Source organism: Paenibacillus sp. SAF-068 (genome assembly GCF_051967555.1).
In the GTDB taxonomy this organism is placed as follows: Bacteria; Bacillota; Bacilli; order Paenibacillales; family Paenibacillaceae; genus Paenibacillus.
This window is the reverse complement of record NZ_JBQCJX010000003.1, coordinates 449780-468462: the sequence shown is the minus strand read 5'-3', so window position 1 is coordinate 468462 and position 18683 is coordinate 449780. Positions and strand designations below refer to the sequence as shown.

At 47.8% G+C, this 18683-nt stretch carries 20 protein-coding genes; 9 read left to right on the top strand and 11 right to left on the bottom strand.

The annotated features are described in order from the left end of the window. Positions 1–32 precede the first annotated feature (32 nt). From ACTHPG_RS19820 to cidR, 5 genes are all read right to left on the bottom strand, one after another. Positions 33–593, bottom strand: a complete 561-nt coding sequence (locus tag ACTHPG_RS19820) for a hypothetical protein (RefSeq protein ID WP_440391173.1) — start codon at positions 591–593, stop codon at positions 33–35. A 155-nt stretch (positions 594–748) separates the two neighbouring features. After that, positions 749–1420 (bottom strand): GNAT family N-acetyltransferase, encoded by a 672-nt coding sequence (locus tag ACTHPG_RS19815; protein WP_440391172.1) that lies wholly within the window; start codon positions 1418–1420, stop codon positions 749–751. Positions 1421–1548: 128 nt separating this feature from the next. Beyond that, positions 1549–2223, bottom strand: a complete 675-nt coding sequence (locus ACTHPG_RS19810; protein WP_440391171.1) for a GNAT family N-acetyltransferase — start codon at positions 2221–2223, stop codon at positions 1549–1551. Between the two features lie 78 nt (positions 2224–2301). Next, positions 2302–3159, bottom strand: a complete 858-nt coding sequence (locus ACTHPG_RS19805; protein WP_440391169.1) for a carbon-nitrogen hydrolase family protein — start codon at positions 3157–3159, stop codon at positions 2302–2304. A 67-nt stretch (positions 3160–3226) separates the two neighbouring features. Further along, on the bottom strand, positions 3227–4111 hold the full coding sequence (gene cidR, locus ACTHPG_RS19800; protein WP_047840818.1) for a cidABC operon transcriptional activator CidR: 885 nt from the start codon (positions 4109–4111) through the stop codon (positions 3227–3229). A 154-nt stretch (positions 4112–4265) separates the two neighbouring features. On the opposite strand from cidR, the gene ACTHPG_RS19795 reads away from it, so the two are divergent. The 5 genes from ACTHPG_RS19795 to ACTHPG_RS19775 all read left to right on the top strand — a co-directional run bounded on the left by ACTHPG_RS19795 (position 4266) and on the right by ACTHPG_RS19775 (position 7676). After that, positions 4266–4637, top strand: a complete 372-nt coding sequence (locus tag ACTHPG_RS19795; RefSeq protein WP_339298443.1) for a CidA/LrgA family protein — start codon at positions 4266–4268, stop codon at positions 4635–4637. Next, entirely contained in the window at positions 4634–5314 is a 681-nt protein-coding gene (locus ACTHPG_RS19790; RefSeq protein ID WP_440391168.1) for an LrgB family protein, read from the top strand. The genes ACTHPG_RS19795 and ACTHPG_RS19790 overlap by 4 nt, the downstream gene beginning before the upstream one ends. 105 nt (positions 5315–5419) lie before the next feature. Then, positions 5420–5938, top strand: a complete 519-nt coding sequence (locus ACTHPG_RS19785; protein ID WP_440391167.1) for an AbrB/MazE/SpoVT family DNA-binding domain-containing protein — start codon at positions 5420–5422, stop codon at positions 5936–5938. A gap of 125 nt (positions 5939–6063) precedes the next feature. Beyond that, positions 6064–6759: a Crp/Fnr family transcriptional regulator gene (locus ACTHPG_RS19780; RefSeq protein WP_440391166.1), complete on the top strand. Its 696-nt coding sequence runs from the start codon at positions 6064–6066 to the stop codon at positions 6757–6759. Positions 6760–6836: 77 nt separating this feature from the next. Beyond that, complete coding sequence (locus ACTHPG_RS19775; protein ID WP_440391165.1) at positions 6837–7676, top strand: DNA alkylation repair protein; 840 nt, start codon at positions 6837–6839, stop codon at positions 7674–7676. A 59-nt stretch (positions 7677–7735) separates the two neighbouring features. Here ACTHPG_RS19775 and ACTHPG_RS19770 read toward each other — a convergent pair whose 3' ends face one another. After that, positions 7736–8116 (bottom strand): DoxX family protein, encoded by a 381-nt coding sequence (locus ACTHPG_RS19770; RefSeq protein ID WP_440391164.1) that lies wholly within the window; start codon positions 8114–8116, stop codon positions 7736–7738. 422 nt (positions 8117–8538) lie between these two features. On the opposite strand from ACTHPG_RS19770, the gene ACTHPG_RS19765 reads away from it, so the two are divergent. Beyond that, on the top strand, positions 8539–8838 hold the full coding sequence (locus ACTHPG_RS19765; RefSeq protein ID WP_026081419.1) for a winged helix-turn-helix transcriptional regulator: 300 nt from the start codon (positions 8539–8541) through the stop codon (positions 8836–8838). 122 nt (positions 8839–8960) lie between these two features. On the opposite strand, the gene ACTHPG_RS19760 is transcribed toward ACTHPG_RS19765, so the two are convergent. The 5 genes from ACTHPG_RS19760 to ACTHPG_RS19740 form a co-directional block, all read right to left on the bottom strand. After that, positions 8961–9965 (bottom strand): Gfo/Idh/MocA family protein, encoded by a 1005-nt coding sequence (locus tag ACTHPG_RS19760; RefSeq protein ID WP_440391163.1) that lies wholly within the window; start codon positions 9963–9965, stop codon positions 8961–8963. Positions 9966–10033: 68 nt separating this feature from the next. Further along, positions 10034–11692: a glycerol-3-phosphate dehydrogenase/oxidase gene (locus ACTHPG_RS19755; RefSeq protein WP_440391161.1), complete on the bottom strand. Its 1659-nt coding sequence runs from the start codon at positions 11690–11692 to the stop codon at positions 10034–10036. 414 nt (positions 11693–12106) lie between these two features. Beyond that, on the bottom strand, positions 12107–13594 hold the full coding sequence (gene glpK, locus ACTHPG_RS19750) for a glycerol kinase GlpK (RefSeq protein WP_440391160.1): 1488 nt from the start codon (positions 13592–13594) through the stop codon (positions 12107–12109). A 30-nt stretch (positions 13595–13624) separates the two neighbouring features. Further along, entirely contained in the window at positions 13625–14194 is a 570-nt protein-coding gene (locus ACTHPG_RS19745) for a glycerol-3-phosphate responsive antiterminator (RefSeq protein WP_440391159.1), read from the bottom strand. 188 nt (positions 14195–14382) lie between these two features. Then, positions 14383–15150 carry a GTP cyclohydrolase II gene (locus ACTHPG_RS19740; protein WP_440391158.1) on the bottom strand — a complete coding sequence of 256 codons (768 nt, stop codon included), beginning with the start codon at positions 15148–15150 and terminating at the stop codon, positions 14383–14385. A gap of 322 nt (positions 15151–15472) precedes the next feature. Between ACTHPG_RS19740 and ACTHPG_RS19735 the strand changes: the two genes are divergently transcribed. The 3 genes from ACTHPG_RS19735 to ACTHPG_RS19725 all read left to right on the top strand — a co-directional run bounded on the left by ACTHPG_RS19735 (position 15473) and on the right by ACTHPG_RS19725 (position 18590). Beyond that, a complete protein-coding gene (locus ACTHPG_RS19735) occupies positions 15473–16747 on the top strand; it encodes an ABC transporter substrate-binding protein (RefSeq protein WP_440391157.1) in 1275 nt (424 codons plus the stop codon). A 128-nt stretch (positions 16748–16875) separates the two neighbouring features. Next, complete coding sequence (locus ACTHPG_RS19730) at positions 16876–17742, top strand: carbohydrate ABC transporter permease (RefSeq protein WP_091013252.1); 867 nt, start codon at positions 16876–16878, stop codon at positions 17740–17742. Between the two features lie 20 nt (positions 17743–17762). Further along, a complete protein-coding gene (locus tag ACTHPG_RS19725; RefSeq protein ID WP_036612996.1) occupies positions 17763–18590 on the top strand; it encodes a carbohydrate ABC transporter permease in 828 nt (275 codons plus the stop codon). Positions 18591–18683: the final 93 nt, after the last annotated feature.

Below are 18683 nucleotides of genomic sequence, written 5' to 3'. Positions count from 1 at the left end.
GCTATTTATCTGTACAGAGCCAGACTAGTTGCCTATCCATTCGTGAGCAGACCATCAAAGAGCCAGTTGCCTTCCTCAGAACGAATGAAATAGAAATCCAATGCACCATTTCCATCAGACCATACTGTAGCCATATGTAAAATGACACGATCTGAATCCAGCGGACTAAATCCACGGTACTCCATATTATTCAGGCTAACGTTATGCAGAAAAGGGACTTCGTAATCCCCCTGTTCCAGTTTTGAAATAATGATATTGTTATGCTGCGATATTTCTATGTTCGGTGAAGACACCGATTCAAGATATGTATAGTTATTGGATTGCATTGCCGCCATCAGTTTAAACGTGATGTTCAGCGTTTCTCTTAAACTTTCTATTTCTTCCTGCTTTTTTATGTCTTGTTCGTCTTTTTCCTTCTGGTTGTTCCGTACCTGCTCCTTCAGCAGTTCATTTTCCTTCCGAATTTGTTCGGTATCTATGGCTTCCTTGCATTCATTTTCCTGTACATCTGGTAGTGAAGCATCGTCACTTGGACTGCAGGCTGTTACAAATAAAACGAGCATCCATATCAACAAGATTCTGTATTTTCTCATCTGATCCCCTCCTTAATAAAAACGAAAATAAACATATATCCTCCATTTTTATGGTAACATATCCCATATAAAAGAAAAGAGTATCTTGTTCGTTCTGAACAATAAACCCAAAAAGACCCGAACCCGGTTAGTCCAGGTTCGGGTCTTTCAACTGATTACAACGGCAGTAGCGCAACAGACTTACGAGCAGTCAATTGTTCTACCATGGCAAGCCATTCCTGCGGTTTGTTCGGCAGCACCGCATAATACCGATTCAGGAAATCAGCCACCAGACTGGCTGGCAATTCACCGAGGGACTCATCGCCTGGCATAAAGCACAGATCCAATCCGCCAACCGCTTCCCCGTCCCCTTGCCAGGATGGATGAACATACGGGAAGTCCAGACGCTGGTATCCGAGATGGGACAGCACTTCACGACGGACATATGGGTCCATCGGCTTGATTCCGCCAAACTCGTGATCCTGACTCAGATAAGGGTTATAGATTTCGGCAAACATGCCGAACAATTCTTTCCCGTTCCCCGCGGCCAACTTCTGCAGATCCCGCTTGCGGTGATTCGCCAGGAAACTGCCGATACCCAGACCTTCACGCCCAATAATCGTAAAGTCCGTCATGGCCACGTTCCAATCCTCGTAATAACGGTACTCTGTCGCGCCAACGACCTGCCCTTCATGGACAGCGACGAACACCCGAATACCCGGATCTTCCAATGGTTCTGCCCAGAGAGGGAAGTCCAGCACTTCTTCCCGCGGGAAGATTTCTTGCATCAGCTTATGCATTTGGGCAAATAATGGATCTTTAATGGATGTAATACGTGTGAATTCCATGCATGTATGCCTCCTTGTTTTGGATGTGTATCTTAATCATTCGTGTATATGGTTCTTTGAAAATTGGGTTTGATCTGTAATTGTGATCGCTATAACTTCTGCGGTTTGAAAGCTCAAGACAGCAACCCTTATCGAAATGGATTTCGCCACTCCATCAGGGCAGCATAATTACAGGATTCCTCATCATCCAGATAGTCTGCGGTTACTCCTACTGGCATGCGTCCACAACGAAGCAGAAACGATATCACCGGATCATGCTTTTCCCCAACAGCCACTTGGTCCAGATATTCCTGAGCCGACAGTTGCTCTGCAACCAGATGATAACCCGGCATTCTGCCCGCACCGAGTAACCGATCCATACTCTGTGCAATTACCAGGTGGTACATCGCCTGCATCATCAACTGAGCCAGTCCCCACTTGCGGTACTTCGGACGAACACAGAGATCGACAATATACAGCGTGTTGCCATCCGGCTGGTGGTTACGAATATAGCCGTCATCTGTGACTTCTGCCCAGGTATGACTCGCCGGATGTGCAGGGTCCCACTGCATCCGCAGCGAAGTCATCGATCCGGCCAATTCTCCTTCCACTTCAATGCATATGGCCCCTTCCGGGTAATGCTGCACATGACTGTTGAGCTGCTCGTGACTCCAGAGCAGCTCTTCCGGATAAGGAGGAGGGAAACTTTCCGCCTGAATGCGAATGAGTTCCTCAAAGTCGGCTGCAATGTAATTGCGGACGACAGCCTTTACCCTTTTACCATTCCGCTCCGGGTCGGTGATCAGCATTTCTTTGGTATACATGTTGCCTGACCGCCCTTTCCACTGACAAATGAATTCTGATAAATGTTCCGATGTCCTGTTCGTTTATTAACGGAATTGCTACGTCCAATCGGTATACAGATCTGTACGGCGGTCACGCCAGGTTGTTACCGACCCACGTTCTCGCACCTCATACAGTAAGTCCAGATCCAGATCTGCGGTCACAATCATATCGTTGTTAATCTCACCCTCGGCCAGAATGCCACGTGGCGGGAATGGGATATCATTCGGCGTAATGATTGCAGCCTGTCCATAGTTGGCACGCATGAAATCAACGGTCGGCAGATTACCCACCGTTCCGGTTAACACGACATACACCTGATTCTCCACCGCACGGGCATGACTCGTATAGCGCACACGGTAGAATCCATGACGATCGTCCGTACAGGAAGGACAGAAAATCACGTCAGCGCCTTTGGCTTTGGCCATCCGCACAATTTCCGGGAACTCAATATCGTAACAGGTCAGCATGGCAATACGGCCTTTATCGGTGTCGAACACTTCAAGTCCATCTCCGGGAGCCATATTCCATTCCTGTACTTCGGTTGGAGTTATATGAATCTTGTCCTGCCGCGCGATGCGACCATCCGGGTAAAACAGGTGAGCTGAATTATACAGCTTCCCCTCACGGCGAATGACGTGGGTTCCCCCGATGACATGCATACCGTACTTGGCAGCAAGTGACGTGAACAGTTTTTCATATTGCTCCGTAAAATTCGGCAGATCCTCAATGGTCAGTGCGTTACCTTGTTCGTCCCCAATGGACATTAATTGCGTTGTAAAAAATTCCGGGAACAGCACAAACTCGGTTCCATATTCGCTCGCTGTCCGTATGTAATGCTCCGCCTGAGCGGCGAACTGCTCAAACGAGCTGATTGTGTGCAATTGGTATTGTACAGCAGATACCCGCAGTTTCATGTTCATACACCTCCACCATCATTATGCTTCCATTGTAACAACGATCCGGGGATATTTCTATTTGGCTTTACTCACCCAACATCGACTGTGTGAATCCGATCCACTCTCTCGTGGCAAAAGACAGATAGCGGTCCTTCCGCCAGATCATGCCGAGCTGCCAGGGTATCACCGGTTCCACCACGGGGATGATCCGCACGCGCATATGATCCACCTCACGACAGATCGTCTCCGGCAGTAAGGCCACACCCAGATTGGCAGCAACCATTGCGCTGAGCAGATCCCACTGAGAACTCTCATACACCACCCTGGGCTGGAACCCCGCATGCTGGCAGGCGACAATAATCCGATCATGCAACGCAAAATCCTCCCGAAACAGCACAAAGGCATCGTTTTCCAGTTCATGCAGCGCCACCGACTCTTTACCTGCAAGTGGATGTGAAGGGTGTACAAGCAGATTCAATTTTTCTTTCACAAAAACAAAATGATCCAACAGTTCGTCCACGGTTGGCAGTACGGCAACGCCAATATCCAGTGCACCGCTAATCACATCGGCCTCCACTTTTTTGGCACCATCCTCAAATAACTGAATAGTCACCTGGGGGTAGGCTTTGTGAAATTCGCCGATGATCATGGGGAAAAAGCTGGACCCCACCATCGGTGGCAAGCCAATCCGCAGATGGCCTTTCTTCAAGTTCATCAGATCGTCCAATTCGGATGACAGACTGCGGAATGATTTTTCAATCTCCAGCGCCTGCCGAAAAAACACATGACCTGCATCGGTTAGTTCAACTTTCTTACCATAACGGTCAAGTAACGTGATACCCAATTCCTCTTCAAGACTCTTGACCGTCTTGCTGATGGTAGGCTGGGTGATATACAGCACTTCAGCGGCTTTTGTGAAGCTCTGCTGCCGGGCGACTTCCAGAAAATATTGCAAATGGCGGATATCCATCGCTTGGTCCCCACCCCTCATAGATAAATGGAATAGTAAACATTCTTAATATGCATTTTACTCATGAAAGAAGGCCATGTAAAATTTATGATATCCAATGAAACATTTTCAAATAACTTAAACGATTACGTTAATGATACAAGGAGGGATTGAAGTGAAAAAATGGGGCATTGGTATTGCACAGGTTGCGCTCTTAATGGTTTTTTCACTGCTTATGGACCTGCTGGCCCGTACTCTCCATCTTCCTGTACCCGGTTCAATCCTCGGTATGGTCGTGTTATTCATTCTGCTTCAGACCCGTGTCGTGAAGCTGCGCTGGATTGAAGTTGGAGCTGCCTGGCTGCTCGGTGAACTATTGTTATTTTTTATCCCATCGGCCGTTGGCATCATGAATTATATGCCCATGTTGGAGCATGACGGACTACAGATTTTATTCATTGTACTGCTAAGCACATTTCTGGTCATGTCCTGCACAGGACTCGTTGCTACACGAATTGCGAAACGAAAGGAGCGTCACACCGGATGATTGGATTCCTCTGCCTGTTGTTAACCGTCGGGATCTATGCGGTCGCCAAACGAATGTATCGTAATCTGCCCAAAGTCTATCTGTCTCCATTGCTCATTACGCCACTGCTTGTCGTTGGCATATTGCTCGCAACGGGAACGGATTATACCACGTATAGCAGTGGCGGCAAATGGCTGAGTCTGTTGCTTCAACCAGCCACTGTGGCTTTTGCCGTACCGCTGTATACCTTTTTCCATGTACTCAAAAAACATATCTCCGAGATTGTCTTCAGTGTCATGACCGGATCGGTGGTTGCCGTGCTGTCTTCTGCCCTGCTTGCCAAATGGCTGCAACTGGATTCAGGACTGATCCATAGCTTGATCCCGCGTTCCATTACCACTCCAATTGCGATGAACGTATCCGCAACGATTGGGGGAATTCCGGCAATTACTGCGGTTTTTGTCATTATGACCGGTCTGCTTGGGGTCATTATGGGACCTTCTATTGTTAAGATGCTCCGCATTGACGGCGAGATTGCACGAGGTACACTGTTTGGAACCGGTGCCCATGGCACAGGAACATCCAAAGCGTTTGAACTGAGTTCCCTGACAGGTACCATCTCCAGCATCTCCATGGTGCTCGCCGCATTATTCACTTTAGCCGTTGCACCGATCCTTTCCAAACTTATTTTCCCATAATAGATGGAATTATCCCACTTTTTTGAAATATTATTGTTGTATTAAAGCCCTTTCTTCCTTACAATAAGGACAGGTTTTAATTGTGAATATTGCGGGGGAGATGCGATGAAAAGAACCGGAATGAAGAGATCTCTGGACCGTCTTGGACGAATTGTCCTTCCCAAAGAAATGCGGGATACGATGGAAATCCATATCGGCGATCCGCTTGAGTTTTTCATTGAAGGGAAAGAGTTGATTTTACGAAAGTACAAATCAACATTATGTATTTTTTGCGGTGATGTGGATACGGAAATGTATTTCAAAGAACAATTCATCTGCCGGACTTGTGCAATTCAATTAAAACACCCGGATGATTCTCCCGACTGGTTCGTACCTCAGAACAAACAGGCTCCTGCACCCGTGGAGCGTCCTGCTTCCAAATCCGCCTCAGTCTCATCTCCCGCTAGGGAAGAAGGGATCACAGCTGACAACCAAGAATATCCGGATTTGCGGCCGAAAACGGCACGCATGCTGCAACAGATGAAAGAAATTGTTGAACAGAATCCTGGTTTGGCTCAACAGCAAATTGCGGAAAAGCTTGGCATCAGCCAAGGACGCGTCTCTCAATTAAAAAAGTTACTATAATCAAATGGCATTCGATCATTTATAGTCAGAAGACCTTCCATTCAGGAAGTCCCGCTGCAAGAGAACCCGTTGTTTTTCGTGGGTTCTTCTTTTTTTTATATTCATATCGTAAAGGAAGGAGTCTTATGGATAAAAATCTGTATTTATCACAGTTCGACCTCATGTCCTCTTTGTCCGAGGCAGATCTGATTGAGATGGATGCGATGACTTCCATCACGACCATAGCTAAAAACAGACTGATCCAGACACCCGATACATTTACGGAGGGTTTCTATTTTGTAAAACGGGGAAAGGTTCGTTTATATACATTGAACCCGGAGGGCAAGCAGTTCACTCTCGATATGTTGACGGAAGGTAACGTATTTGGAGAGATGAACGGAATCTCACTCGGAACACGTGCCGTTTATATTGAAACGATGGAGGCGTGTGACATTTGCCTGATGGACAAGCCTCGTTTTGAGCAGTTTCTGATTGAACATCCACAATTTATGATGAGACTGATGAATGTGCTAAGCGAGCGGATCAAGCGAATGAGCGAGTTGACACAGACGCTCGCACTCGGAAACCTGCATGAAAAGGTGATACACAATCTCTTTCGGCTGGCTGAACAGATGGGGTGGATCGAAGAAGATGAGTACTGCCGGATTCAACTCGCGCTTACCCATCAGGAGATTGCCTGGATGGCGGGAGCCACACGGGAATCGGTCACCGTGGCCATGCAAGAGTTAGCAAGAGCAGGTCGTATTCGCACAGGATTCAAATCAGTCTCCCTTCATCGTGACGAAATCGTTACCCTTCGGAGCATCACTTCCCAGTTGTAAGCTGCCTTACATCCCTGTTCTCTGACAAGTTGTATTGTATAACGCATAAGTCTATACAACCAAGGAGGAGTATACCGTTGGATGCTAAATCAGATCTGTTGATCCCTGAAGCCATTCTTCTTCGCAAAGGTGCCCGTAAAGCAGCGGAAATCCCGGAGCACATCCGCAATGGGCTACAAGCAGGACAGATCGAATCGGTCAATCTGACCGAATGGCTGGCAGTAGATCATGTTTTTCTTTTTCAGAAGGTTACCCATGAATGGGGAATGGATGCTGAAACGATAGAAATTATGGAGCAATTAAAACAGATGAATGAGCATCGGATTATGAAAATCATTCCGGCCATTGGTATGCAATGGCTTAATCTGTTGAATCGTCTACCCATCTATGAACGCACGAATCTCTTTCGTTCCATTGCTGAGCATCGTTCAGACAGTGTACGCTGCTGGGCGGCTTATATTATTGGGCTGGATTCCGGTCTGAACCTGACTGAAAAGTTGGAACATATTCGGCCCTTTGCAGCAGATCATCACTTTGGTGTGAGAGAAATCGCCTGGATGGCTGTACGGGAGTCCATCTCTGCCGAATTATCCTTAGCCCTGCAGCAGTTAATCCCATGGAGCGTTGACCCTGATCCACTGATCCGTCGCTTTGCTATAGAATCCATCAGACCTCGTGGCGTCTGGGCCAAGCATATTCAGGAGTTAAAAGAAAATCCGACCATGGCCCTTCCCTTGCTTGACGCGGTGAAATCCGATGCTCATAAGTATGTGCAAGATTCGGTAAGCAACTGGTTGAACGATGCCGGCAAAACAAATCCCGAGTGGGTCCGGCAGGTCTGTGCCACTTGGATTCAGCAGTCCGACACCAAACATACACTGCGAATCATCACGCGTGCCAAACGAAGTCTTACATAAGAAGATGACCACCGCTTATTGGCAGTGGTCATCTTCTGTATAGGCATCTTATCTCTCAATTATGCCTGAATTGTATCCATCTGACCTTCTTCTTCCGCTTCCAATCTGCGCATGCCCACAATCAGGACAATAATGTTAGCTACCAACAACACAGCCGGGAATGGAACCGCAGCATATAGTGCATAGATTAGATGACTTCCCACGGCTCCAATCAGAATGAATGTCAGTATGCCAGAAGCCAGGATACGAGTCCGTGGAATCAGCAGTCCGACTGCACTAAGCAGCTCGGCAGCGCCGAGCAGATACATGGTCCATGTTGGATAAGAGAAACTCTCAAATGTCTGAATCATCATGTCTGCTCCACTAATTTTATTAAATCCCGTCATGACAAACACACTTGCAAGCACAACCAGAAAAATATAACCCAAAATTTTGTTCATATGTAGATCCTCCTGTGACAAATTATATGTTCCTACTATGTAATGCTATTTTTGCTGCACAATGTAAAAAAAGAATCTATGTAAAAGTTCCCAAAGGTCACTCTGTTTTAATCGTTCAGTCCAGTTCCATTTTCATAATAGTATGCGTTCATATTATACGTATTATTTATCACCAACTTACTTTTGTGAAGTTAGTATATTATAATAATATAATTTCTTCAAGTAATTTTTCTCTGTATGATGTATAATACATACAAAAGGTATGTTACAGTATATTTTGTAGTAACCCTCAATTACGTGAATGACCTACCATTCCAAGAGCGGCAGAAACCCTGTCCTTTCATATACAACTGCGAAGAAACTGATTATGAATCGAGGTGAATGCGTTGAAGCTGAGAAAAGCAAAAGCACCAAGTCCCTGTATGATCACTCAGGCCATAGACATTATAGGCAAGAAATGGGTACTGTTAATCATGTACCAACTGTTGTCCGGACCCAAACGGTTTACGGAGCTTGAAGCAGAGATGGCGATCAGTGGACGACTTTTATCGGAACGATTGAAGGAAATGGAGACAGAAGGTATCGTAACCCGACACATGTTTCCGGAGATTCCTCCTCGTGTAGAGTATGAATTAACTCCGAAAGGCAGAGCCATTGAACCTGTCATTGATCAGATCTACAGCTGGTCTTCCGACTGGTTGAAACAGCAGAAGTCCGAGTAATTTGAAAAGATGCTCCGCTAATCTTCGCTCAATACAAAATACGCCTGAATCAGGCTGATCTGCGGATCAGTCCCTGATTCAGGCGTATTTATATTACGTCCAATTATTACGTTCAACTTTTATTAATGAGAGAGATGCTTCGAAGGCTGCAGCTTTACGGGCAGACCGGAATCTGCCGATGCCAACGCTGCCGTCGTAATCTCCTGTGTACGGCAGGCATCCGCATAATCGGATAGAATTCGTGAACGGTCTCCTGTACGCAGGGCATGAATGAACGCTTCGTTCTCACGCTCGTATGGATTATGTCCTGCCGGAATCTCCAGGCCTGCCATCGCATGCGTTGCCGCACTTGGTAGAAGCAAACGTTCCGGCGTCCAATCCCACACACCTGCATCCGTGTAGAACTGGAGTCCTGCGCCGCCTTCTCCGTCCGGTAACAGACATGTATTGGCGATGCTTGCAATCGCTCCACTCTCCAGCTTGAGCGTCACATTCGCTACATCGGCAACGGTGACATGCTCATGCTTCTCATGCATGCTTCGCTGAGCTGCTACGGCATATACCTCCGTAACTTCTCCTGCACAATACCGAAGCAAGTCTACAATATGTGTAGTTTGCTCAACAAATTGTCCTCCCGAACCTTCCTGACGCCGCCACCAGGCAACCCCCGGCATTCCGCCCATCCAGCGGCCAAGAGCCATGCCGACCGTCTGTTCTTTCATCGCTTGCTGCAGTACCTGCGCAGCTTCCTGATAACGGAAATGGTATCCGACAGAGGTTAACAATCCGCTCTTCTGCACCTGATCCAACACCTGACGCGGAACATCCATTCCGGTGCTCAAAGGTTTCTCCACCAGGAATGGAATACCACGGCGAATCAATTCGGACTCAATCGATCCGTGAGACATCGGGGGCACACAGATGTACACCGCATCCAGCTTCTCACCATCCAGCATATGTTCAAGTTCCCCGTAACCAACAGCATCATAGACGGAAGCCATAGCCTCTGCCTTTTCCAACGTTGTTCCACAGACACTCGCAACACGAACACCTTCCATCCGTGCGAGAATATCCGCGTGTACCTTACTGAACCAGCCTGTTCCAATGATTCCGATCTGTAATGTCATGGATGTAATCCCCTCTCTATGTTACACGCTTACATGTTCCATTCGACTTTCGACCTTGAAATCCTGCCTCAGATTTTGCCGGATGCTTCCAGCAACAGCTGATCCAGTTCCTGTGTATGCTTGATTGCTTGCTCATCCGACCAGCTCAAACGCCCCGCCATATAGGAAATAACCGCTGCCTTATAACGACGGACCTCATCAATACGGAAAAATAAATCTCCTGTTCTTCGTACCAAAAAGTCAGAAGGGGTTACAGCCATCTCTTCATCAATCGCATATTGTAACATCAGCAGCAGCTCCTGTGGCATGCCATGAAGCTCAGCCTTGGTACGGGGATCAGGCATTCGCTCATACAGTGCCTTCACATTGGAACCATACGTGCGAACCAGCCGCTCTGCGGCAGGTCGAGATAGCCCTAGAGCGACACCATCCTTGATTTTGCGCTCCGCGTACGATACAAATCCAGCCGAACCCCCTACGTCACCGCCCGAGATGGGCATCTTCTTCGTTACGCATGGGCCTATGGAATATCCGCTCTCCTGCTCCATCTGACGTGCGACCAGGTCAACGACCATCTCGGCCATTTTACGGTATCCGGTTAACTTGCCCCCGGCAATCGTAATCAGATTGGAATCAGAGACCCAGACCTCATCTTTACGTGAAATTTCAGAAGGGTTCTTGCCTTCCTCATGAATGAGTGGACGCACACCCGCCCAGCCTGATTCCACATCCTCGGTACCAATGTGTACACTTGGAAACATGCCATTGACTGCATCAATCACATAATCACGATCCGAGTCGGAAATTTGCGGGTGTGCAGGATCATCCCGATATACGGTATCGGTCGTTCCTACATAGGTTTTGCCATCACGTGGGACAGCAAACACCATCCGACCATCTGGTGTATCAAAATAGACAGCCTGCCTCAATGGGAATCGTTCACCATCAAAGACCAAATGAATGCCTTTGGTCATCTGAAGCGTTTTACCCTGGCGTGAACCATCCAATTCCCGCAGACTATCTACCCATGGGCCGGAAGCGTTGATTACCTTGCTTGCTTTGAGCGTATAGTTCAGCCCATCGATCTGATCCATAACCTGAATACCGGTAATCTTGCCATTCTCCTTCAGAAAACCGTTTGCCTTGACGTAGTTCACTGCCAGTGCCCCATGTTTGACAGCTTCTTTCATGACCTCAATAGTGAGCCTGGCATCATCAGTCCGGTACTCCACATAGAGTCCCCCACCCAATAACCCCTGCTTCCGTAATAAAGGTTCACTATCTGACACCGCTCCAGCATTCAACATTTGGCGCCGTTCACTGCGCTTCACCCCGGCGAGCCGATCATATACCATCAGACCAATGGATGTGCTGAATCGGCCGAACGTACCTGCCGTGTAGATTGGTAACAACATCGGTTCCGGTGTGTTCACATGCGGCCCATTCTCATAAACTACAGCCCGCTCCCGTCCTACCTCCGCAACCATCTTCACTTCATATTGCTTCAGATAGCGTAATCCGCCATGGACAAGTTTGGTCGAACGACTGGATGTACCCGCTGCAAAATCCTGCATTTCGACAAGCGCTGTCTTCAACCCACGTGAAGCTGCATCCAATGCAATCCCTGCGCCTGTAATCCCACCACCAATAATTAATATGTCAAAATGTGCATTCTCCATGCTTTGCAAATATTCGGTCCGGTGCGCTGACGAGAACGTTTCTGTCATTCTTGAACCTCCCAATTATCCCCATAATATTTCCCTAAAAAAACAAAAAAAGGACCACGTCATTCGCTCAGCAATTGCTGAGCGGCACGTGGTCCCTCCCGATCTCCAGACATCATTTTTTAACTTGTGCCTTTATCCTATCACAGATTTTTGACGGCGTGAAGTCCTGATTTGACACATTATTCAAAAAAAATTCAAAAAGTTGTTCTGCCAAAGGATGGAACTTCAAATGAATCCACTAAACTTATTTTTTTCCTTATAGTGGGTATGTGGTTTTGCTTCCCCAGGAAAAATTCCCCTGTAAAATGTGTATTAATTTCCACCAGTAAATATCATTTATAACATAAGTTTAGCGAAAAAGTACAAATACCCACCCCGAGGAACGTTCATTGCATTTCTTATATTTTATTATTTTTATTTGAAAGCCATCGCTGCGTTCACTGCACGCTTCCAGCCTGCATACAATTCTGTCCGTTGTTCCTCAGCCATAACAGGCTGGAAGACACGCTCGGTATTCTCATGATCGCTCAATTCATCCGCACTCGTCCAATATCCAACCGCGAGTCCTGCCAGATAAGCCGCACCGAGTGCCGTCGTTTCATTCACCGTTGGGCGTTCGACAGGAATGCCCAGAATATCACTCTGGAACTGCATGAGAAAATCATTGGCTGCCGCTCCTCCATCCACCCGCAGAGCATGCACGGGAATACCGGAATCGGATTCCATGGCCTCCAGTACATCTTTGGTCTGATACGCCAACGCCTCCAGCGTAGCACGGATAAAGTGTTCCTTCGTCGTGCCTCGGGTCAGGCCAAACACCGCCCCCTTAACCTCACTATCCCAATACGGACTGCCCAGTCCCACAAATGCAGGTACCATGTAAACACCGTCTGTCGAAGGTACACGTGAGGCGTAATCCTCACTATCTTTGGAAGAGCGAAGCATTCTTAATCCGTCACGCAGCCACTGAACCGCTGAACCAGCAACAAAAATGCTGCCTTCGAGCGCATATTCGACCTTGCCATTCATCCCCCACGCAATCGTCGTAATCAGTCCGTGATCCGATTGTACCGGGTTCTCGCCCGTATTCATGAGCATGAAACATCCGGTGCCATATGTATTTTTCATACTGCCCTTGGTGTAACACCCCTGACCAAACATCGCCGCCTGTTGATCTCCTGCAGCTCCCGCAATCGGAATCCGATGACCGAAGAAATGATAATCGGTGGTGTGTGCATACACCTCGGATGAACCTCTCACCTCCGGCAGCATGGCCTTGGGAATGTTGAGAATACCCAACAATTCATCGTCCCATTGCAGATCATAGATGTTATACATCAAGGTACGCGAGGCATTGGATATATCCGTGACGTGTGTGCCCCCGCTCAGTTTCCAGATCAGCCAGCTATCAATTGTGCCAAACAGCAATTCCCCTTTCTCTGCCCGCTCCCGGGCACCAGGGACATGATCCAGAATCCATTTCACCTTCGTTCCTGAGAAGTAGGGGTCGATCAGTAATCCTGTTTTGCGGCGAAAAAGATCCCCGAGTCCCTGCGTCTTCAATTCTTCACAGATGTCAGCAGTCTGTCTGGACTGCCATACCACTGCATTATAGATGGGTCTGCCTGTTTCTTTGTCCCATACCACAACGGTCTCGCGCTGATTCGTAATTCCAATTCCGGCAATCTGAACCGGTTTGATTCCGCTCTCTGCCAGACATGAAGCCATCACGGCAAGAATGGAACTCCAGATTTCGTTGGCATTCTGCTCTACCCACCCCGGTTTGGGGAAATATTGCGGGAATTCCTGCTGTGCAATGTGCACAATCTCCCCGCCGCGATTAAACAGAATAGCTCGGGAGCTTGTCGTTCCCTGATCCAGAGCCAATATATACTTTTCCATACAGATAACCTCCTGTTGTGGGTTCTTTTTTTACGGTGTAAGCGATTTCCCAAAGTGTCGGATCAGATCTGCATTGGATGTGGTCACTGCCGTAGCCCCAACGCCAAGCGCAAGTTCAACCTCTTCCGGTGATCGGATCAATCCTCCTGCAATAATAGGGATACCGGTACGCACAGATACTTCCGCAATAATATGCGGAATGACGCCAGGTAGTACTTCAATATAATCCGGTTGAGTTTTGGCCACCAAGAGATAACTTTTCTCCAATGCATGAGTATCCAGCAGAAAAATACGTTGAATCGCTGTAATGCCCTTTTGCTTCGCCTTCTGAATAACACTTGCTCGTGTAGAGATCAGTCCTGCCGGGCGAATGTGCTGACACAGATACTCTGCGGCATACTCGTCATTTTTCAATCCTTGTACCAGATCTGCATGCAAAAGTATTTTTTTGTCATACCGGCGCGCCTCGTCCATTACACTCTGAAGCTGAGCAATATGGGTTTCCAGCATTACCCCATAGGTATAAGGGCCTTCAATCATCGCTTCAAACTGCCTCATACTCTTGGCAGCCGGCAATATACGTTGTCCCTCAAATGGCACCTTCGTTCCTCCCGCATTCATCAGATGACTATATTGTATATTCCGTACTGTAAGAACGGCAAGCCATTCAAATCATGAAAACCGGCTCACTAACCTGTCATCCATACCAAAAAGCCGTTGAAGTACATCTTCATAACGAAGAGCACAACAACGACTAATTCACTTGATCGATTACGTCTATTTACATGTTAAGCCTGCGCATGCGGAAGCAACGTCTCTGCTCCAGCCCATCCATCACTCTCTGCCAAGTGACCTGAACGGTTCACTTTCGTTTGCAAATATTTCTCGTTGAATGCAGAGCGATCTCCCCATAATGGGACACGTCCGCCCACATTCAATCCCGCTTCCTGCAAGGCAGCCAGCTTGCGTGGATTGTTGGTGATCAATGTAACGGGTGCGGAACGAAGCTCACGTAACACAGCAATCGCATCGTCATAATTACGAGCATCGTCCGTGAATCCGAGCTGCAAGTTTGCATCTACCGTATCCAGACCTTCTTCTTGCAAAAGGTACGCCATCGCTTTGCTGAACAGACCGATGCCACGTCCCTCATGGTTCGCAAGATAGAACAGCGCACCTGCTCCGTGAGCGGCAATCATTTTCATGGACTGCTCCAATTGGAAACCGCAATCACAGCGTTTGCTGCCAAAGATGTCGCCTGTATGACAGATGCTATGCATCCGGATTAGCGCTTCTTGTGCTTCGGCAAAGTCGCCATAGACCAGAACACTGGATTGTTGACGCTCTGCCAGTTCAGCAGCAGCAAGGGATTCAATTAACTCGCCGCTCTCCATCGCTTTGTCCGATTTCATCCAGCTGTACCACTGGAATGTCTTGGTTTCCCCATCGAGGTTAACCGGAAGCTTAATCGGTCCCACAAGGTATATGAACTCTTTTCCACTCGGAAAAGTCTGGATTTTGGGGGCAAGCAGCTGAATAATATGTGAATTGATCATTGTCGTTCCTCCTGTTTAGGCCAACTTATATGTTGATTGATTCGCATCGAAAGTAATATTGGATCACTTGGATGTCATATAGTACGTATCTATATTATTCTCATCATCATTAGTTACTTTATGTAAGTTAGTTTAGAATAAAAATTATAATGTGTCAAGTAACTTTTATTTTTAAAGTAACTACCCAATTTATGTTACGCAATCGTCATAAAATGTGTTTCATTTCAGGAATAATGGGTATGAGTTTATAAACTGCTCATACACTAATGTTGTAGTCCAAAGCACTTCATGCCTCGAACTTAACGATGAGGGGGTTATGCACATGATCCGCCGGAAAAGAACATGCTGGACAGCCATACTGATGGTCTGCGTCCTGCTTATAAGCGGATGCTCCATCTGGCCCGGACAGGACGATTCAGCCAGCAACAAAAAGGTAACGCTTACATTATGGTACTGGAACCGTTCCATTGATGATAAGTTGATTGCCAGGGCCAAGGAAAAGTTCCCCAATATTGAACTGACAGCTCAGAAAATCGGCGGTGATTTCAAGGCAAAACTCAAAACAACTCTCGCTGCACGCTCAGGTGAACCAGACATTGTAGCATTGAACGACTGGATCATGGAGCTCTTCCCCAGTGAGGACCGTTTCTATAATCTGTATGATCTTGGCGCAGGTGATATTGAAGACCAGTATCTGCCGTGGAAATGGAAGCAAGGCGTTACGCCGAGTGGACAGATGATCGGGTTTCCGATGGATACGGGACCAACGGCTCTCTTCTACCGGGAAGATCTGTTCAAGGAAGCCGGATTGCCGTCTGATCCTGAAGACGTTACACGTCAAATCAACAGCTGGGATGCTTATGCTGCTGCCGGAGAGAAGATCAAGGAAAAATTCGGAGGCAAGGTATTTCTGACCGATAACATTGGAAGCGTTTACAACCAGGTATTATCCCAAGGAGCTGAACGTTATTTCCGTCCGGACGGTTCATTCATCGGCATGGATTCTGCTCTGGTACGAACAAGCTGGGATACATCCATTGCTTTCAAAGAAAAGGGGCTACTTGCCAATGCAGACGGCTGGACTCCAGGCTGGAACGCCGCGATGAATAATGGCGAGATTGCCTCGTTCGTGGGCGCTGTCTGGATGAAGCAAGTGCTTCAGGAAGCTGCTCCGGATACATCCGGGAAATGGCGGGTTGCCCGAGCGCCAGGGGGAGATGGCAATAACGGGGGATCATTCCTGTCCATCCTGAAGTCGAGTGAACATCCTCAGGAAGCTTTTGAACTGGTTCGCTGGCTGCAAAGTCCCGAGAACCAGCTGGAGCAATATCAGACATTGAACCTGTTCCCTTCCGCACCAGGTGTATTTGACGACCCTGCCATGAAAGAGGAAGAACCTTTCTTCGGCGGACAGGCGACGGGTCCCGTATTTGCCGAATCGGCACAGCAAGTGCCAGATGCTTTTTTTGGCGAAAGATACCCTTCCGTACACAACATTATTACGCGAAGGCTGAATGATGTGGCGAAGCAAAATGCCGATCCACAGCAAGTCTGGACAGATACGGTACACCGCGTCGAGCGGGAATTGCAGCGTTAACCTGAAGAGCGTGTGGTTTCGTTATCCGCAAAGGAGGAATTCATATGGCTGTAACTGAACCTCGTCTTACGCCCGATCCCGGCAATGCAAAACCTGATCTGGATCGGCAGAAGTCGCTATGGGCGAGAATGTGGGAGCATCGTGCACTCTACGTTGCGATATCGCCGTTTTATATTCTGTTTGCGGTATTTGGGCTGTTCCCAATCGGGTTCTCACTCTATCTGGCTTTTCATAAATGGGATGGTATTGGTGTCATGACGTACAACGGGTTCAACAACTTCAAATACATGCTGACTGACGCCGAGTTCTGGCAAGCCGTGGGTAACACGTTCATGATCTGGATCTACTCAACGATTCCGATGCTCTTCTTCGCCCTGATTATTGCCTTTCTATTACATGCACCATTTGTGAAGTTCCGTACATTATTTCGGGTCGGTTATTTCCTGCCGAACGTCACGTCCATCGTAGCGGTGGCCATTATCTTCGGTGCCTTGTTTGCCAACAATTATGGCTTTCTCAACTATCTGTTGCAGTCGGTCGGGTTACCAGTTGTGGAGTGGCTGAATGCACCATGGGGCATCAAAGTCGCCATTTCCTCCATGGTCGTCTGGCGCTGGACCGGATATAACGCTGTCATCTATCTGGCCGGGCTACAGAGTATCCCGCAGACATTATACGAAGCAGCCAAGATTGACGGCGCATCAGCGATACAATCCTTTTTCCGAATTACGATTCCGATGCTGCGCCCTGTAATCCTGTTTACGGTCATTACATCAACGATTGGCGGTATGCAGCTGTTCACCGAGCCGCAAGTATTGGTCGGCAATGATGGCGGCGCAGGTGCAGCAGGCATGACAATTGTACTGTACCTCTACCGTGAATCCTTCATTAACAATTACTTCGGCTATGGCGCTGCCGTTGGTTGGGGCATGTTCCTCATTATCGCTCTGTTCTCGATTGTGAACTGGAAGCTTGTTCAAGGCAAATCATCCTGATGTGATAAGGGGGAGCGCACATGGCGACCAAACACCTCAAATCGCTGGTGTTGTATACCGGTCTTATCGGGGGCATGCTCATATCCATGTTTCCGTTCTATTGGCTGATTGTAATGTCTACCCGGACAACGTCCGATATCTACAAGTTCCCGCCGCAACTCTGGTTCGGGGGTGAGCTATGGAATAATATTACGCGAGTATTGCAGCAGATTGATTTCTGGGGCGCCTTTCTGAATACATTGTTTGTGTCTGGCCTCGTGACCATTCTTGTACTGTTTTTTGACTCACTGGCAGGGTTTGCATTTGCGAAGTTTGAATTTCCCGGCAAAAAGTGGCTATTCATCCTGCTGCTTGCGACCATGATGGTACCTTCTCAACTGTCACTGGTGCCTTCCTTTGTGCTCATGGCCACGTTCGGCTGGGTCGGTTCCTTCAAAGCCCTCATTATTCCAGGCATGGTTAATGCCTTCGGCATCTTCTGGATTCGTCAGTACGCGACAGAATCCATCCCGAATGACCTGCTGGATGCAGGTCGCATTGACGGATGTAATTTTTTCCGACTGTATTGGAACGTGGCGCTGCCGATTCTGCGTCCTGCCTTTGCTTTCCTCGGCGCGTTCACCTTTATCGGGGTATGGAATGATTATCTGTGGCCTTTGATCGTCCTGACGGATGAACGCAAATACACGTTGCAGATTGCGTTGTCTCAATTAAACGGACTGTATAACACAGACTATGCGATGGTCATTGCAGGTACATTGCTTGCCGTCATTCCGCTCATCGTGATGTTCCTGTTCATCAGCCGTCAGTTTATCTCGGATATTGCCGCAGGTGCGGTGAAGGACTGAAGATGTGTAAAAGCGATAGCGAGGTCTGATCCATTTTGATCCATCCCTCAAGTCTGATATTCTTATCTATAGTAGAAATAACAGATGCCATAT

What these genes read in the sequence shown, in the direction of transcription:
- ACTHPG_RS19740 (WP_440391158.1), bottom strand. Translation starts at nt 15,150, where the DNA reads ATGATCAATTCACATATTATTCAGCTGCTTGCCCCCAAAATCCAGACT.
- cidR (WP_047840818.1), bottom strand. Translation starts at nt 4,111, where the DNA reads ATGGATATCCGCCATTTGCAATATTTTCTGGAAGTCGCCCGGCAGCAG.
- ACTHPG_RS19735 (WP_440391157.1), top strand. Translation starts at nt 15,473, where the DNA reads ATGATCCGCCGGAAAAGAACATGCTGGACAGCCATACTGATGGTCTGC.
- ACTHPG_RS19780 (WP_440391166.1), top strand. Translation starts at nt 6,064, where the DNA reads ATGGATAAAAATCTGTATTTATCACAGTTCGACCTCATGTCCTCTTTG.
- ACTHPG_RS19785 (WP_440391167.1), top strand. Translation starts at nt 5,420, where the DNA reads ATGAAAAGAACCGGAATGAAGAGATCTCTGGACCGTCTTGGACGAATT.
- ACTHPG_RS19805 (WP_440391169.1), bottom strand. Translation starts at nt 3,159, where the DNA reads ATGAAACTGCGGGTATCTGCTGTACAATACCAATTGCACACAATCAGC.
- ACTHPG_RS19755 (WP_440391161.1), bottom strand. Translation starts at nt 11,692, where the DNA reads ATGACAGAAACGTTCTCGTCAGCGCACCGGACCGAATATTTGCAAAGC.
- ACTHPG_RS19730 (WP_091013252.1), top strand. Translation starts at nt 16,876, where the DNA reads ATGTGGGAGCATCGTGCACTCTACGTTGCGATATCGCCGTTTTATATT.
- ACTHPG_RS19815 (WP_440391172.1), bottom strand. Translation starts at nt 1,420, where the DNA reads ATGGAATTCACACGTATTACATCCATTAAAGATCCATTATTTGCCCAA.
- ACTHPG_RS19770 (WP_440391164.1), bottom strand. Translation starts at nt 8,116, where the DNA reads ATGAACAAAATTTTGGGTTATATTTTTCTGGTTGTGCTTGCAAGTGTG.
- ACTHPG_RS19790 (WP_440391168.1), top strand. Translation starts at nt 4,634, where the DNA reads ATGATTGGATTCCTCTGCCTGTTGTTAACCGTCGGGATCTATGCGGTC.
- ACTHPG_RS19810 (WP_440391171.1), bottom strand. Translation starts at nt 2,223, where the DNA reads ATGTATACCAAAGAAATGCTGATCACCGACCCGGAGCGGAATGGTAAA.
- ACTHPG_RS19820 (WP_440391173.1), bottom strand. Translation starts at nt 593, where the DNA reads ATGAGAAAATACAGAATCTTGTTGATATGGATGCTCGTTTTATTTGTA.
- glpK (WP_440391160.1), bottom strand. Translation starts at nt 13,594, where the DNA reads ATGGAAAAGTATATATTGGCTCTGGATCAGGGAACGACAAGCTCCCGA.
- ACTHPG_RS19760 (WP_440391163.1), bottom strand. Translation starts at nt 9,965, where the DNA reads ATGACATTACAGATCGGAATCATTGGAACAGGCTGGTTCAGTAAGGTA.
- ACTHPG_RS19725 (WP_036612996.1), top strand. Translation starts at nt 17,763, where the DNA reads ATGGCGACCAAACACCTCAAATCGCTGGTGTTGTATACCGGTCTTATC.
- ACTHPG_RS19765 (WP_026081419.1), top strand. Translation starts at nt 8,539, where the DNA reads ATGATCACTCAGGCCATAGACATTATAGGCAAGAAATGGGTACTGTTA.